This is a genomic window from Azospirillum doebereinerae (assembly GCF_003989665.1).
Classification (GTDB): Bacteria; Pseudomonadota; Alphaproteobacteria; order Azospirillales; family Azospirillaceae; genus Azospirillum; species Azospirillum doebereinerae.
Map to the genome: position 1 here is coordinate 46,770 of NZ_RZIJ01000011.1, position 14,698 is coordinate 61,467.

At 69.6% G+C, this 14,698-nt stretch carries 15 protein-coding genes; 6 read left to right on the forward strand and 9 right to left on the reverse strand.

Annotated features, from left to right (window positions below):
• Positions 1-124: 124 nt before the first annotated feature.
• The 5 genes from EJ913_RS15115 to EJ913_RS15135 all read left to right on the forward strand — a co-directional run bounded on the left by EJ913_RS15115 (position 125) and on the right by EJ913_RS15135 (position 4,669).
• The gene (locus EJ913_RS15115) at positions 125-322 is read left to right on the forward strand and encodes a hypothetical protein (RefSeq protein WP_126999269.1); all 198 of its coding nucleotides are present in this window, start codon (positions 125-127) and stop codon (positions 320-322) included.
• 105 nt (positions 323-427) lie between these two features.
• Entirely contained in the window at positions 428-1,480 is a 1,053-nt protein-coding gene (locus EJ913_RS15120) for an isopenicillin N synthase family dioxygenase (RefSeq protein WP_126999271.1), read from the forward strand.
• A gap of 37 nt (positions 1,481-1,517) precedes the next feature.
• The gene (locus tag EJ913_RS15125; RefSeq protein WP_126999273.1) at positions 1,518-2,813 is read left to right on the forward strand and encodes an O-acetylhomoserine aminocarboxypropyltransferase/cysteine synthase family protein; all 1,296 of its coding nucleotides are present in this window, start codon (positions 1,518-1,520) and stop codon (positions 2,811-2,813) included.
• A gap of 83 nt (positions 2,814-2,896) precedes the next feature.
• Positions 2,897-3,745 carry a taurine dioxygenase gene (gene tauD / locus EJ913_RS15130; RefSeq protein ID WP_126999275.1) on the forward strand — a complete coding sequence of 283 codons (849 nt, stop codon included), beginning with the start codon at positions 2,897-2,899 and terminating at the stop codon, positions 3,743-3,745.
• Positions 3,746-3,916: 171 nt separating this feature from the next.
• Positions 3,917-4,669, forward strand: coding sequence for an SDR family oxidoreductase (locus EJ913_RS15135; protein ID WP_126999277.1), 753 nt, complete (start codon positions 3,917-3,919; stop codon positions 4,667-4,669).
• Positions 4,670-4,676: 7 nt separating this feature from the next.
• Here the strand turns inward: EJ913_RS15135 and EJ913_RS15140 are convergent, their stop codons facing one another.
• The 3 genes from EJ913_RS15140 to EJ913_RS15150 all read right to left on the reverse strand — a co-directional run bounded on the left by EJ913_RS15140 (position 4,677) and on the right by EJ913_RS15150 (position 6,419).
• The gene (locus EJ913_RS15140) at positions 4,677-4,925 is read right to left on the reverse strand and encodes a hypothetical protein (RefSeq protein WP_126999279.1); all 249 of its coding nucleotides are present in this window, start codon (positions 4,923-4,925) and stop codon (positions 4,677-4,679) included.
• A gap of 92 nt (positions 4,926-5,017) precedes the next feature.
• A complete protein-coding gene (locus EJ913_RS15145) occupies positions 5,018-5,677 on the reverse strand; it encodes a LuxR C-terminal-related transcriptional regulator (RefSeq protein WP_126999281.1) in 660 nt (219 codons plus the stop codon).
• A gap of 364 nt (positions 5,678-6,041) precedes the next feature.
• Positions 6,042-6,419 carry a response regulator gene (locus tag EJ913_RS15150; RefSeq protein ID WP_126999283.1) on the reverse strand — a complete coding sequence of 126 codons (378 nt, stop codon included), beginning with the start codon at positions 6,417-6,419 and terminating at the stop codon, positions 6,042-6,044.
• A 214-nt stretch (positions 6,420-6,633) separates the two neighbouring features.
• Between EJ913_RS15150 and EJ913_RS15155 the strand changes: the two genes are divergently transcribed.
• On the forward strand, positions 6,634-8,388 hold the full coding sequence (locus EJ913_RS15155; RefSeq protein ID WP_244939366.1) for a sensor histidine kinase: 1,755 nt from the start codon (positions 6,634-6,636) through the stop codon (positions 8,386-8,388).
• Positions 8,389-8,558: 170 nt separating this feature from the next.
• Here EJ913_RS15155 and EJ913_RS15160 read toward each other — a convergent pair whose 3' ends face one another.
• The 6 genes from EJ913_RS15160 to EJ913_RS15185 form a co-directional block, all read right to left on the reverse strand.
• Positions 8,559-9,980: an FAD-binding oxidoreductase gene (locus EJ913_RS15160; RefSeq protein WP_211098961.1), complete on the reverse strand. Its 1,422-nt coding sequence runs from the start codon at positions 9,978-9,980 to the stop codon at positions 8,559-8,561.
• Positions 9,981-9,990: 10 nt separating this feature from the next.
• Positions 9,991-10,698, reverse strand: coding sequence for an ABC transporter ATP-binding protein (locus EJ913_RS15165; protein WP_126999285.1), 708 nt, complete (start codon positions 10,696-10,698; stop codon positions 9,991-9,993).
• The gene (locus tag EJ913_RS15170; protein ID WP_126999287.1) at positions 10,691-11,467 is read right to left on the reverse strand and encodes an ABC transporter ATP-binding protein; all 777 of its coding nucleotides are present in this window, start codon (positions 11,465-11,467) and stop codon (positions 10,691-10,693) included. Before EJ913_RS15170 ends, EJ913_RS15165 begins: the two co-directional genes overlap by 8 nt.
• Entirely contained in the window at positions 11,464-12,462 is a 999-nt protein-coding gene (locus EJ913_RS15175) for a branched-chain amino acid ABC transporter permease (RefSeq protein WP_126999289.1), read from the reverse strand. The genes EJ913_RS15170 and EJ913_RS15175 overlap by 4 nt, the downstream gene beginning before the upstream one ends.
• Positions 12,459-13,337: a branched-chain amino acid ABC transporter permease gene (locus EJ913_RS15180; RefSeq protein WP_126999291.1), complete on the reverse strand. Its 879-nt coding sequence runs from the start codon at positions 13,335-13,337 to the stop codon at positions 12,459-12,461. The genes EJ913_RS15175 and EJ913_RS15180 overlap by 4 nt, the downstream gene beginning before the upstream one ends.
• A gap of 218 nt (positions 13,338-13,555) precedes the next feature.
• A complete protein-coding gene (locus tag EJ913_RS15185; RefSeq protein WP_126999293.1) occupies positions 13,556-14,698 on the reverse strand; it encodes an ABC transporter substrate-binding protein in 1,143 nt (380 codons plus the stop codon).

The following is a 14,698-nucleotide window of genomic DNA, read 5'->3' on the forward strand; positions in this document are numbered from 1 at the left end:
ATGTCGATAAAATAAGTAGACAAAAATGAGGCTCTGGAGCAATCATGACGTGGAATGAACGGCGGGCCCTCCGCTCGCCTCCTCGTCACCCAGCTTCAAGCTCTTGTTTTGGAAAGGGCATCCGATGGCCGCTCCCTCGTCCGTCCAGGACTCCGCTCCGGCTCCCACGCCCTCGGCTTCGGTCTGGATCCCGGTGCCGGAGGCCATGGCGTTCTGCGTCGAAATCACCGACCCGGTGCGCTCCTCCGTTCCGGTCGGGAAGCTGTGGGACCGGATGAGCGGGGCTTGGCTGACGCGGTGCCGCCATCGCAAGGCCGCCTGACGGTTCCTTCGGTCCGGGCGGTGCCGCCGCTCCGCGACGTTTCCACAAGCCATTCATGGTGTTTTTGAATTTTCCAAACCTGAATTTTTCGGGAAGGAGACCCTTTTGTCCGCGACACCCTCCCTCGCCGCCGCACCGGCGCTGCCGCTCCTCGACCTGTCGCGCTTCGACGGGGGCGGCGCCGACCGGGCCGTGTTCCTGTCGGAACTGCGCGCGGCGATCCGTCGCTTCGGCGCCTTCTACGTGACCGGCCACGGGGTCGATCCGGCGTTTCTCGACACCGTGTTCGGGCTGTCGCGCCGCTTCTTCGACCTGCCTGAGCGCGACAAGCTGGCCATCGAGATGGTCCACTCGCCGCATTTCCGGGGCTACACCCGCGCCGGCTGGGAACGCACCCGTGGTCGCGCCGACTGGCGCGAGCAGGTGGACATCGGCTCCGAACGGCCGGTCCTGCCGGCTCTGGCGGACGCCCCGCACTGGACGCGGCTGCAAGGGCCGAACCAGTGGCCGGACGCCCTGCCCGAGCTGCGGCCCGCCGCCCAGCGTCTGCAGGACGAGCTGACCGGCGTCACCCTGCGCCTGCTGGCCGCCGTGGCGGTGGCGATCGGGCTGCCGGAGGATTCCTTCGCCGCCATCGTCGCCGAGGAGCCGACGCAGCTCATCAAGCTGATCCGCTATCCGGGCCGCGAGGTGTTGCCCGAAGACGGGGATGCGGCGGCGGGGCAGGGCGTCGGCCCGCACAAGGACAGCGGCCTTCTGACCCTGGTCCTCCAGCACGAGCGCAGCGGCCTCCAGGCCGAGACCGCCGAGGGCTGGGTCGACGTGCCGCCGATCCCCGGCACCTTCGTGGTCAACGCCGGGGAACTGCTGGAACTGGCGACCGACGGCTATTTCCGCGCGGCGGTGCACCAGGTGGTGACCCCGGCCGCCGGGACCGACCGGCTGTCGGTGGCCTTCTTCCTGGGCGCCCGCCTGGACGCGCGGGTGCCGGTGTTGCCGCTGCCGCCGGAACTGGCGGCCGAGGCGCGCGGGCCGGAGCGCGACCCGGACAACCCCCTGTTCCACACCGTCGGCGAGAACACGCTGAAAAGCCGCCTGCGCTCGCACCCCGACGTGGCGCAGCGCCATTACGCCGACCTGCTGGCCGCCGCCGTCTGAGCGCCGCGCGCCCCCTCTTTCACGACGAGGATCCCTCATGACCGACCGTTCGCCCCATTTCGAGACGCTCGCCGTGCATGGCGGCGGCCATCGCGCCGATCCCGTCACCGGCTCCGTCGCCGTGCCGATCCACCAGACGACCTCCTTCCAGTTCCAGGACACCGCCCACGCCCAGCGCCTATTCGCGCTGGAGGAACTCGGCCCCATCTACACCCGCGTCACCAACCCGACGGTGGACGCGCTGGAACAACGGCTGGCCGCGCTGGAAGGCGGGGCGGCGGCGCTGGCGGTGGCCTCGGGTCAGGCGGCGTCCTTCTACTCGGTGCTGAACCTGGCGCAGGCCGGCGACAACATCGTCACCTCGACCGACCTCTACGGCGGCACCTGGAACCTGTTCGCCAACACGCTCAAGCAGATCGGGATCGAGGCGCGCTTCGTCGATCCGTCCGATCCGGAGAATTTCCGCCGCGCCACCGACGACCGCACCCGCGCCTACTACGCGGAAACCCTGCCCAACCCGAAGCTGAACGTCTTCCCGATCCGCGAGGTCGCCGAGATCGGCCGCTGGCTGGGCGTGCCGCTGATCGTCGACAACACGGCGGCCCCGCTGATCGTCCGGCCCTTCGAGCACGGCGCGGCGGTGACGATCTATTCGGCGACGAAGTACATCGGCGGCCACGGCACCACCATCGGCGGCGTCATCATCGACGGCGGCAATTTCCCGTGGGAGGACCACGCCGACCGCTTCCCGCTGCTGACCAAGCCCGATCCCAGCTACCACGGCGCGGTGTGGACGGAGGCGGCCAAGCCGCTCGGCCCCATCGCCTATGTGCTGCGCGCCCGCGTCACGCTGCTGCGCGACACCGGGGCGGCGTTGAGTCCGTCCTCCGCCTTCCAGCTGATCCAGGGGTTGGAGACGCTGCCGCTGCGCCTCCGCCAGCACAACGCGAACGCCATCAAGGTCGCCGACTATCTGAAGGCCCATCCGAAGGTGTCGGCGGTGATCTTCCCCGGTTTGCAGACCGGCGAGAACCGGCGCCGCGCCGACACCTATCTGAAAGGCGGCTACGGCGGGCTGGTCGGCTTCGAGCTGACGGGCGGGGCCGAGGCGGGGCGGCGCTTCATCGACGGGCTGAAGCTGCTCTACCACGTCGCCAACATCGGCGACGCCCGGTCGCTGGCCATCCACCCGGCCACCACGACCCATTCCCAGTTGTCGCCGGAAGACCAGCTCGCCAGCGGCGTGACCCCCGGCTACGTCCGCCTGTCCATCGGCATCGAGCATCCCGACGACATCATCGCCGATCTCGAACAGGCGCTCGCCGAAGCCTGACGACGCCTGACGATGCGGGCCGAGGCGCGCCGCCCGGCCCCGTCGCGGCCCTTTCCACCGACACGAAGACCCCGAGACCTCCCATGCCCGACGTTGCGCTTCCCGTCCTGACCGCCACCCCCCTCGGCCCGACCATCGGCGCCCGCGTGGGCGGGATCGACCTCGCCCGCCCGCTGACGGCGGAGACCGCCGCCGAACTGGCGGCGCTGCTGGTGCGCCATCAGGTGCTGTTCTTCGAGAACCAGCCGCTGACGCCCGCGCAGCAGCGCGCCTTCGCCGCCGGCTTCGGGCCGCTGCACGTCCACCCGGTCTATCCCAGCGTGCCGGATTTTCCGGAAATCATGGTGCTCGACACCGGGCCGCACAACCCGACCGACAACGACGTCTGGCACACCGACGTGACCTTCGTGGAGGCGCCGCCGGCCATCGTCGCGCTGTCGGCCAAGAAAGTCCCGCCCAGCGGGGGCGACACCGTGTGGAGCAGCGCCTTCGCCGCCTACGAGGCGCTGTCGGAGCCGCTGCGCCGCCTGCTGGAGCCGCTGCACGCGGTGCACGACTTCACCCGGTCCTTCCCGGAATGGCGCCACGACAAGCCGGGAATCCGCGAACGCTGGCTGGAGGCGCGGGCGAAGAACCCGGCGCGCACCCATCCCGTGGTCCGCACCCACCCGGTGAACGGCCGCAAGGCCCTGTTCGTGAACGAGAACTTCACGGCGGCGATCCTCGGCCTCAGCCCACGGGAAAGCGACGGCATCCTGCGCATCCTGTTCGACCACGTCGCCCGTCCGGAATTCACCGTGCGCTGGCAGTGGAAGCCGGACGATCTGGCGCTGTGGGACAACCGGTCGACCCAGCATTACGCCGTGAATGACTACCTGCCGCACAGCCGGCTGATGCACCGCGCCACCGTGCTGGGCGACCGCCCGGTGTAGGCGGCCCGCCGGCCGGCAATCCCCCGCCACCGGGTCGATGAACGAATTTGGATCGGGAGGCCGGATCGGCGGGGATTATCCGGCCGGTGGAAAGCTCTATCTCTGGATCGTCGGCGGCGGGCGGCCGGACTTGCGTCTCCGCCCCTCCCCATGAACCGAAGGAGATGGAGCATGAGCACGGACAACGGCGAGTTGGGCGGCAAGGTGGCGATCGTGACGGGCGCCTCGCGCGGCATCGGCGCCGCCGTCGCGGAGCGGCTGGCGGCGGACGGCTTCGCGGTGGTCGTCAACTATTCCGGCAGCGCCGGGGCGGCGGAGGCGGTGGCGGCGGGGATCGAGGGCCGGGGCGGCCGCGCCCTGACCGCCCAGGCCGACGTGAGCGACGCCGGGGCGGTCCGCCGCCTGTTCGACGCGGCCGAGGCGGCGTTCGGCGGGGTGGACGCGCTGATCAACAACGCCGGTATCATGGCGCTGTCCCCCATCGCCGAGCTGGACGACGCCGGATTCGACCGGCTGGTCGCGGTCAACCTCAAGGGCAGCTTCAACACCCTGCGCGAGGCCGCGCGCCGCCTGCGCGACGGCGGGCGGATCGTGAACTTCTCGTCCAGCGTCGTCGGGATGCTGCAACCGGGCTACGGCGCCTACGCCGCGACCAAGGCGGCGGTCGAGGCGATGACCTCCGTGCTGGCCAAGGAACTGCGTGGACGCTCGATCACCGTCAACGCCATCGCTCCCGGTCCGACCGCGACCGACCTGTTCCTGAACGGCAAGTCGCCGGAGCTTGTGGAGCGGCTGGCCAAGCTCGCCCCGCTGGAGCGTCTGGGCAAGCCGTTGGACATCGCCAGCGCCGTCGCCTTCCTGGCCGGGCCGGACGGCGCCTGGGTCAACGGCCAGACCCTGCGCGTCAACGGCGGCATCATCTGAAAACAGGTCAACCGGCCGGCATGCGGTCCTTGAGGATCCGGCGCATCAGGACGGTGCCGCGAAACAAGGGGCCGATGTCTTCGTTGGTGTGGGCCGCGTCGATGAGGTCGCGGTTCACGGCGATGGCGTGGCGCAGTTGGTCGTCCGACCAGTCCGACAGCAGCCGATGCAGGCGCGGCTTGTCCTTCGGATCGAGGGCGATGCCGTTCGCCGGAACCATCGACGGGAAGGACGAGGAAGGAGAGGGGAGCGTCATGCGCGCGGCGTCCTTGGGAAGCGGTGACGAACGATGGACTCTCCCCGCCTTCGGGCGGTCGGGCCCCCCGAGGGGGCCGCTCCCTTGAGCGTTCAGACCATGGCGGGGACCGACGCGGAGGCTTCGTCGCCGACGCCGTTGTTCATCGCCCAGATCGCCGCCTGGGTGCGGTTGCTGGCGTTGATCTTGCGCAGCAGGCTCTTCAGGTGGACCTTCACCGTCGCTTCGGTGATGCCCAGGTGGTTGGCGATCATCTTGTTGCTGTTGCCGTTCAGCAGGCAGCGCAGGATCTGGGTTTCGCGCTGGGACAGGCCCTTGCGCTGGGTCGGCTGGCTGGTGATCATGGTCTCGCCCTGGCCGGCGATCAGCAGGGCGGCGAGTTCGGTCGGGAACACCTTCTCGCCCATCATCACCAGGGTCAGCGACTGCATCAGGGATTCGCTGGCGATGTCCTTGCGCAGGTAGCCGTCGGCGCCGGCCCGCAGCGCGGCGGCCAGACGCTGGGCGTCCAACTCGCCGGTCAGCACGACCAGACGGGCCTTGGGGTGCGCCTCGCGCAGGGCGTGGAAGGTCTCGGCGGCGATCTCGGACAGGGCCGGGTCGATCAGCACCAGCTGGGCTTCCGAGGACGCGCTGTCACGGATCGCGGCGGCTTCGCCGATCACGTCGAAGCGCGAGCCGTCGAACAGGCGCTTCATCCCTTCGCGGAACAGACGGTTCGGATCGACGAGGAACGTGGTCACACTGGTCATGATCGGTTATCCGTGCTGAAGAGGTGAGCGGTCCTGCCGGAGGGGTCAGGCGCGGTGTTCGTTCGTGCAATCCAAAGATAATTCGTGGGCAGCCCGAATAAAACACGCTGATGGTGCAGGAAAGCTCGGCAAAGAACGCTAGTCCCTATGGCGGCTTCGGCCGTCCCGCTCAGACATATGGCCTTTTCTAAGACGGAAGGAGTAGGCCGAATTGCCTGGAATTTTGGGATTTCCCCGCATTCCCGCATCTTACGGGTGACGCATTGTTTGGAGCGCCACGAAAGAGCGCCGCCGGGGCGGCACCCGCCGCCCGTTTTGTTCCCGGCGGGCCGTTCCCGACGGGTTCCCGACCGGGCCGAAGCGCCTATTGGCCGGCCGGCAGCATCCGTTTCAGCGCGCCCACGACGTCCTCGACCCGGATCGGCTTCGCCAGCACGGCCAGCGGCTCCGGGATCGTCGCCCGCAACCGTTGCGTCACGTCGCCGGTCGCGTAGCCGCTGGCGATCACCACCGGCAGGCCCGGCTTTTCCCCGCGCACGCGGCGGGCCAGCTCGTCGCCCGTCATCACCGGCATCCGGATGTCCGTCACCAGCGCGTCGAAGCGGTCCTGCCCCCAGAGATCGAGCGCTTCCTTCCCGTCGAAGGCCGTGGTGACGCGGAAGCCTTCATCAATGAGCAACTGTTCCAGGGCCATGATGGCGAGGACTTCGTCGTCGACCAGAAGGATGTGTGGAGCGCCCATGCTTGCCTTTCCAGCCCGAACGTTGGAACGTGAGGCGACGGCCGGGGCGCCGCGTCCTTCGATTGAAAGTGTCATGTAGCCAGGCGGGTGGGTAGAGGCAAGTGTGTCGCAGTCATAGCGCCCGCCGGTTGAGTCCATGAAAGGAATGTGGGATCGCCGCTTCAATGATCGTGCCCGTGCCCTTCGTATCCCGTGTTCCGACAAGGATGGCGCCGTGAGCGTGAGTTTGAGGACGATGCTCGCCGCCTGCCTGGGCGGCGTGGGACTGGTCTTCACGGTCGGGACGGCGGTGCTGCTCAACGCCGAGGCCGGCGGGCGCATGCAGGGCGTCATCGGCGACCAGCTCCACCAATACGCCGATCAGGTGGCCGACAAGCTCGACCGCGGCATGTTCGAGCGCTACCGCGACCTGCTGGTCGCGACCAGCCTGGACAGCGTCCGCTCGCCGGACGCCTCGCGCGATTCCCGGCGGGCCGTGGTCCAGCGGTTGAAGGACACCTACACGGATTACGCCTGGATCGGCTTCATCGAGCCCAACGGCATCCTCCAGGTCGCCACCGACCGCGTGCTGGAAGGCATGGACGTGAACGCGCGGGGCTGGTGGAAACAGGGGCTGGAGCGGCCCTATGTGGGCGACGTCCACGACGCCATCGTGCTGGGCAAGCTGCTCTACGCCAACCGGGCGGAGCCGCCGCGCTTCGTGGATCTGGCCGCGCCGGTGCACGCGGAGGACGGCACGCTGCTCGGCGTGATCGCGGCCCATCTCAGTTGGGACTGGGCGATGGAGGTCGAGCGCTCGGTGCTGGGGCAGGTCGACAAGGCCCGGCATGTCGAGGCGATGATCCTGGCCGGCGACGACACCGTGATCCTCGGACCCAAGGAGCTGATCGGGCAGCGCATCGGCGCCGTGTCGGCGACGGTCGCGGACTCCGCCGCCATCCGGACCTGGCCCGACGGCGTCGGCTATCTGACCAGCACCGCCGCGACCCAGGGCTACCGGGGCTATCCGGGGCTGGCGTGGAAGGTGGTGCTGCGGGAGCCGGCGACGCTGGCGCTGGCGCCGGTGCGGGAGATGCGCAACCGGGTGATCGCCTGGGGCGCCGCCGCCAGCCTGCTGGCCGTGCTGGTCGGCTATCTGCTGGCGGGCTGGATCTCCGCCCCGTTGCGCGCCATGGCGCGGGCGGTGAGGGAGGCGGGCGCCACGGGCGGGCGCCCCGCCTTGCCGGCGACCGGGCATTACGCGGAAATCGACACGCTGTCCGACGCGATGCGGGCCTATCTCGACGAGATCCGCGAGGGTGAGCGGCGGCTGAAGGACTCGCTCGGCGAGAAGACCATCCTCCTCCACGAGATCCACCACCGGGTGAAGAACAACCTCCAGGTCATCTACGGCCTGATGATGGTCGAGGTCCGCCAGCTCCCCAAGGAGGAGCGGGGGCGCGCGCGGATGGAGGCGGTGGCGCGGCGCATCACCTCGATGGGACGGCTGCACGAGCAGCTCTACATGTCCGGCGATTTCGCCCGGATCGACCTGGGAGAGCATTTGCTCCATCTTTGCGAGGCGCTGTCGGATCTGCGCCCCAACGAGGCCGTCGCGCTGCGCGTCGAGGCCGCTCCGGCGACCTGCTCGCTGGAACTCGCCCTGCCGTTCGGCCTGATCGCCAACGAGCTGATGACGAACAGTCTGAAACACGCCTTTCCCGAGGGGCGCGGCGGGACCGTGACGATCACGCTGCACGACGGTCCCGACGCGCTGGTGATGGAGGTGAGCGACGACGGCATCGGCTGCGCCGGCGGCCTGCCGACCGGCGGCATCGGCACCACGCTGGTGAACGGGCTGGTGCGGCAGATCGGCGGAACGCTGACCTTCGATACTCGGCAAGGCTGCATCGCGCGGGTGTCGGTGCCGAAGGCGCGGCCGGCGGTCCCGGCGCTGCCGGAGGCGCCGGCGCAGACCATGGCGGCGTGAGGGGGGAGTCGTGTGTGGGGTGCGGCCACCGTTGCCCCCTCCCTAACCCTCCCCCGCCTTTGGCGGGAGAGGGAACTCCGCCGAACGCCGACAAGGGGCCGACCCCCTCTCCCGCGCAGCGGGGGAGGGATGGGGAGGGGGCAAACGGAGTTGCGTCCCCAGCCTCCTGTTCAAAGCACCTTCCCCGGATTCAGGATTCCCAGCGGGTCGAACAGCCGTTTGATCCCCTGCATCAGCCCCATCTCGACCGGCCCCTTGAAGGCGGCGAGCTGGCCGCGGATGCTCTGGCCGATGCCGTGCTCGGCGCTGATGGTGCCGCCGAGTTCGATGGAGATGTCGAGGACGGCGGCGTTGACCGCGCGGATGATGGGATCCAGGGGCTCGCCGGACGTCCGCAGCGCCTCGGGCAGGATCACCACGAGATGCACGTTGCCGTCGCCGATGTGGCCGACCGCGACGACGCGGGCGTCGGGCCGGATCGCCTCCACCGCCGCCGTGGCGCGGGCGACGAAGCCGGGGATTTGGGAAATGGGCACCGCCGTGTCGTGGCCGATGACGACGCCGCTCTTGCGGTTGGCCTCCGACACGCTGTGGCGCAGCTTCCACAGGGCGGCGGCCTGGGCGCCGCTGCGGGCGATGACGGCGTCGGCGGCGGTGCCGTCCTCCAGCGCGCCGGCCAGCGTCTCCTCCAGCATGTCGGCGAGGGCGTCGGTGGCCAGCGTGTCGGTCACCTCGACCAGCAGGTACCAGGGCGCGCGGGTCTCCAGCGGACGGACGGTGTCCGGCACATGGGCCAGCACGGCGGCGAGCTGGCTTTCCGACAGGATCTCCGCCGTCGTCACCCGGTCGCCGAGCGCGGACCGCAGGCGGGCGAAGACCTCCAGCGCGGCGTCGAGGTCGGGCAGGGCGAGAAGCGCGGTGCCGGCGCTCCGGGGCGCCGGGAACAGCTTCAGCGTGGCGCCGGTGATGATCCCCAGCGTGCCCTCCGCGCCGATGAACAGGTGTTTCAGGGCGTAGCCGGTGTTGTCCTTGCGCAGGGGGCGCAGCCCGCTCCACACCGTGCCGTCGGCCAGCACCACCTCCAGCCCGAGCACGAGGTCGCGCATCGGGCCGTAGCGCAGCACGGCGGTGCCCCCGGCGTTGGTGGCGATGTTGCCGCCGATCTGGCAGGTGCCTTCGCTGCCGAGACTCATCGGGAACAGCCGGTCGGCCTCCTCGGCGGCGCGCTGCACCTCGGCCAGCGTGCAGCCGGCGTCCACGGTGATCGCGTCGCTGTGCCGGTCGAGGTTCCGGATCCGGTTCATCCGCGTCAGGCACAGCACCAGCGCCGAGCCCGACCCGTCCGGGATGGCGCCGCCGCAGACGCCGGTGTTGCCGCCCTGCGGCACCAGGGGAACCCGCCGCTCGGCGCAGAGGCGGACCAGCGCCGCCACCTCCGCCGTGTCGGCCGGGCGGGCGACGCAGAGCGCCGCCCCCCGGTAGCGCCCGCGCCAGTCGGCGACGTAGGGCTCGGTGTCGCCGGGGCCGGTCAGGACATGGCCGCTCCCGACGACGGCCCGCACCCGCGCGACGAAGTCGTCGTTCACAGCCATGTCCATCGCGTCACAGGCCCAGATAGGCGGTCTTGATGCGCGGGTCGGCCAGCAGGGTGTGGGCCGCCTCCTCCATCACGACGCGGCCGGTCTCCAGCACATAGGCGCGGTCGGCCAGACGCAGGGCCAGATCGACCCGCTGCTCGACCAGCAGCACGGTGATGCCCGAGGCGTGCAGGCTCTTGATGGTGTCGGCCAGCGTGTCGACCATGATCGGCGCCAGACCCAGCGACGGCTCGTCCAGCATCAGGCATTTCGGGTTGGCCATCAGGCCGCGCGCGATCGCCACCATCTGCTGCTGCCCGCCGCTCATGGTGCCGGCCTTCTGGGCGTGGCGTTCGGCCAGCACCGGGAACAGGTCGTAGACCCAGCGCAGCCGCTCGGCGAAGCCCATGGAGCCGGGGCGTCCGCGCAGGGCGCCCAGCTCCAGATGCTCCAGCACCGTCATCTCCGGGAAGAGCAGGCGGCCTTCCGGGACGTGGACGACGCCGCGCTCGATCACCTGGTGCGGAGCCAGCCGGTCGATGCGCTCGCCGTCGAAGCTGACGGTGCCGCCCGACGCGCGCAGCAGGCCGGAGATCGCCTTCAGCGTCGTCGTCTTGCCGGCGCCGTTGGAGCCGACCAGCGTGACGATCTCGCCCTCCTCGACCCGCAGCGACACGTTGTGCACCGCCTCGCGGTGGCCGTAGCTGACCTGCAGGTTCTCGACCTTAAGCATCGACCGTCTCCCGTCCCAGATACACGCGGATCACCTCGGGGTCGTTGAGCACCTGGGCCGGCGGCCCCTCGGCGATCTTCACCCCGTGGTCGAGCACGAACAGCCGGTCGCAGACGGCGGCGACGACGCGCATGTGGTGCTCCACCAGCAGCACGGTGACGCCGCTCGCCCGGATGCGGCGGATCATCTCGACCAGCCGCTGGCCCTCCTCCGGGTTCATGCCGGCGGCCGGCTCGTCGAGCAGCAGCAGGCGGGGCTGGGCGGCCAGCGCGATGGCGATCTCCAGCCGGCGCTGCTCGCCGTAGGACAGCGCGTCGGCCAGGATGTCGGCCCGGTGGTCGAGGTCGCAGAAGGCCAGCGTCTCCATCGACCGGCGGTGCAGGTCGGCCTCTTCCCGACGGTAGGCGGCGGTGCGGAACACCGAGGCGCCCCAGCCGGCCTTGGTCGTGCGGTAGGCGGCGCTGCGCACGTTGTCGAGCGCGCTGAGGCTGGGGAAGACGCTGGTGATCTGGAAGGTGCGCGACACGCCGCGCTGTCCCATGACGTGCGAGGGCTCGCCCGTGCAGTCGGCGCCGTCGAAGCGGATGCGGCCCGAGGACGGCGGCAGCGACCCGCCCAGCATGTTGAACAGCGTCGTCTTGCCGGCGCCGTTCGGCCCGATCAGCCCGACGACCTCGCCCGCGTGGACCGTCATGTTCACGTCGCGCACCGCCGTCAGACCGCCGAAGATGCGGGTCAGGCCGGTGACCGAGAGGATCTCCGCGTTCATTTGGCGCCTCCCTCGGCGTTGGGCAGGGTGGTCGGCGCGGTCGTCGCGGTGGCGTTGTTCTCGGCCTTGTGGTTGCCGCGCCAGCGCTGCCACAGGCTGACCAGCCCGCCCGGCAGGAAGACCACGGTCCCGGTCAGCAGCGCGGCGAAGACCACCATGCGCAGGGGACCTGCGACGCGCAGCGATTCCAGCAGGCCGATGTAGACCAGCGCGCCCAGGATCGGCCCGACGATGGTGCCGCGCCCGCCGACCACCACCACGATGATCAGGGCGGCGACGTTGTGGACGCCCATGATGTCGGGGGTGATGACCTTGATGTAGTGGGCGTAGATGGCGCCGCCGACGCCGGCGATGGCGGTCGCCACGACGAAGCCCAGCAGCTTGGTGTGGAAGACGTTCACGCCCAGCGAGGCGGCGAGCGGCGCGTTCTCGCGCACGGCGATGAAGGCGCGCCCGGTGCGGCTGTTGACCAGCGCGTGGCACAGGAAGGCGACGACCAGCACCAGCCCGAGGACGAGGTAATAGGTCTCGCGCGCGTCGGTGAAGGTGACGGGGCCGAGCGACAGCGGCGGGATGTTCGAGATGCCCATCGGCCCGCGCGTCACGTCCACCCAGTGGTTGGTGACGGTGTAGAGGATCGACCCGAAGCCCAGCGTCAGGATGGCGAATTGCGGCCCGACGACGCGCAGCGCCGCGTAGCCGATCACCAGACCGAACAGCGCCGCGACGAGCCCGGCCAGCGGCAGGCCGATCAGCGGCGGCAGGCCGAGCTGGGTGGAGAGGATGGCCGAGGTGTAGGCGCCGACGCCGACGAAGGCGGCGTGGCCGAAGGACAGCTCGCCCAGATAGCCGATGATGATGTTGAGGCTGAGCGCCAGCAGCGCGTACAGCATCCACAGCACCAGCAGATGCTCCAGATAGGCGTTCCCGGCCAGGAAGGGCAGGATTCCGAGCAGCAGGACGCCGCCCGCGAGGCTGATGTGTTTGGCGTTCATCGCAGCCCCCTTGCCGTGCTGAACAGGCCGTTGGGGCGCCACAGCAGGACCGCGATGATCATCGCGTAGCCGATCGCCTCCATGAAGCCGAGGGAAATGTAGCCGCCGCCCAGCGATTCGATGACGCCGAGCAGCAGGCCGGCGAACAGCGCGCCGGTGACGCTGCCGAGCCCGCCCATGATCACCACGATGAAGCCCTTCAGCACCGCCCAGTTGCCGATGGTCGGGAAGATCATCACGGTCGGGCCGACCAGCGCGCCCGACAGCGCGGCGAGGCCGCAGGCGAGCGCGAAGGTGTAGCTGTGGACCAGACCGATGTTGATGCCGGTCAGCGCCGCGCCGTCGGGATTCTGCGCGGTGGCCCGCATCATCTTGCCGAAGCGCGAGTAGCGGATGAACAGGTAGACCGCCACCAGCACCGCGACGGCGGCGGCGAAGACCAGCACGCGCTGCTGGGTCAGGGTGACGGTGCCGATGTCGAGGATCTCGTCGGCGAACGGGCTCTCGACGTATTTGGGATCGGCGCCGAACAGCAGCTCGCCGCTGTTGGCGATCAGCAGGGCGAGGCCCAGGCTGGACAGCAGGATGGTGAATTCGTGGTCGCGGCGCAGCGGCCAGAAGATCAGCTTGTTGGCGACGACGCCAAGCGCCGCCACCACCACGGCGCCGAGCACGGCGGCGGTGATGTAGTCCAACCCCAACAGGGTGCCGGCGAAATAGGTGAGGTAGGCGCCGAGCATGTAGAACTCGCCATGGGCGAAATTCACGATGCGCAGCACCCCGAAGACCAGCGTCAGCCCGGTGGCGATGAGCACATAGGCCATCCCGTTGACCAGGCCGTTCGCGATCTGCTGGGCGAAGACGGTGAAATCCATGGAGGTGTTGACCTTCCTGTCGGGGAGGGGCCGGACGCAGAGGCGCTGATATGCCCTTCTCCCCTTGTGGGAGAAGGGTTGGGATGAGGGGGATTCCGCCGAAGGCGGAAAGGAACCGTATGTTTCCGGCCGGCTGAAGCCGGCTCCCCCTCACCCCTAACCCCTCTCCCGCAAGGGGAGAGGGGCACCAGCGTCCAAGGGGGCCGGACCGGCTGGCGTCAGTCGCGGACGGCGACGATCTGCTTGCTCTTCACCTGGACGAGATGGATGGGCTGCGTCGCCTGCCCCTGGTCGGAGAAGCGGACGTTGCCGAGCACGGTCGGGGTCTCGTTCGCCTTCAGATAGGCGGCGATCTTGTCGTAGGCGCGGGGATCCCCGCCGGTGCCGGCGACACCGGCCGCGATCAGCTCGACGCCCTGGGCGCCCAGCGCGGCGATGAAGGAGGGCTCGTTCTTGTAGGACTTGCGGTATTCCGCCAGCCAGGGCTTCATCGAAGGCTGGCCGTTGTCCTCGACGAAGGGCGAGGCCGAATAGACGCTCTCCAGCGAATTGCCGGACAGCTCGACCAGCTTGGGGTTCATGTTGCCGGCCGACGCGATGACCTTGCCGCGGAAGCCGGTCTGCCGGACCTGCCGGTAGATGGTGGCGCCCTGCGAGGTGTTGATCGCCGCCACGTAGATGGCGTCCGGGTTCAGCGCCTTCAGCTTGGTCAGCGCGGTGGTGAAGTCCGTGTCGGTGCGGTTGTAGAACTCGTGGCCCTTGATCTCGATGCCGCACTCGCCGAGCAGCTTGGTGTAGTTGTCCAGCTCCAGCCGGCCCCAGTCGTCGTTGACGTTCATGAAGGCGATCGACTTCGGCTTGATCTGGCCGCAGATCGCCTTGGAGTAGAAGTTCGACATCATCGCCGAGGTGGCGTTGAGGCGGAACAGGTACTTGTGCCCCTCCTCGGTGACCTTGGGGTGCTGCGAGCTGGTCATCACGGTGATGATCTTGTCGCGCGTGACCTCCTTCATCGACAGCGCCACGGCGCTGAACCAGCCGCCGATGATGAAATCGACGTTGTCCTGCTCGATGGCGCGCTTGGCGGCGCTGACGCCGTCCTCGGGCGAGCCCTTGTCGTCGTAGTTGAGCAGCTCCAGCTTGCGGCCGGCGACGCCGCCCTTGGCGTTGATGATGGCGGCGGCCGCCTGCGCGCCCTCAAGGCCGAGCTGGCCCTCGAAGGCGCCGGTTCCGCTCATCGGGCCGATGAGGGCGATGCGAATGGGCGGTTGCTGGGCCAGCGCGCCGGCCGAGGGGCCGACGAAGGGGATGGCCAAGGCCAGGGTCGCCGCCGCGGCGATGAGATCGCGCCTTCCGAGCAT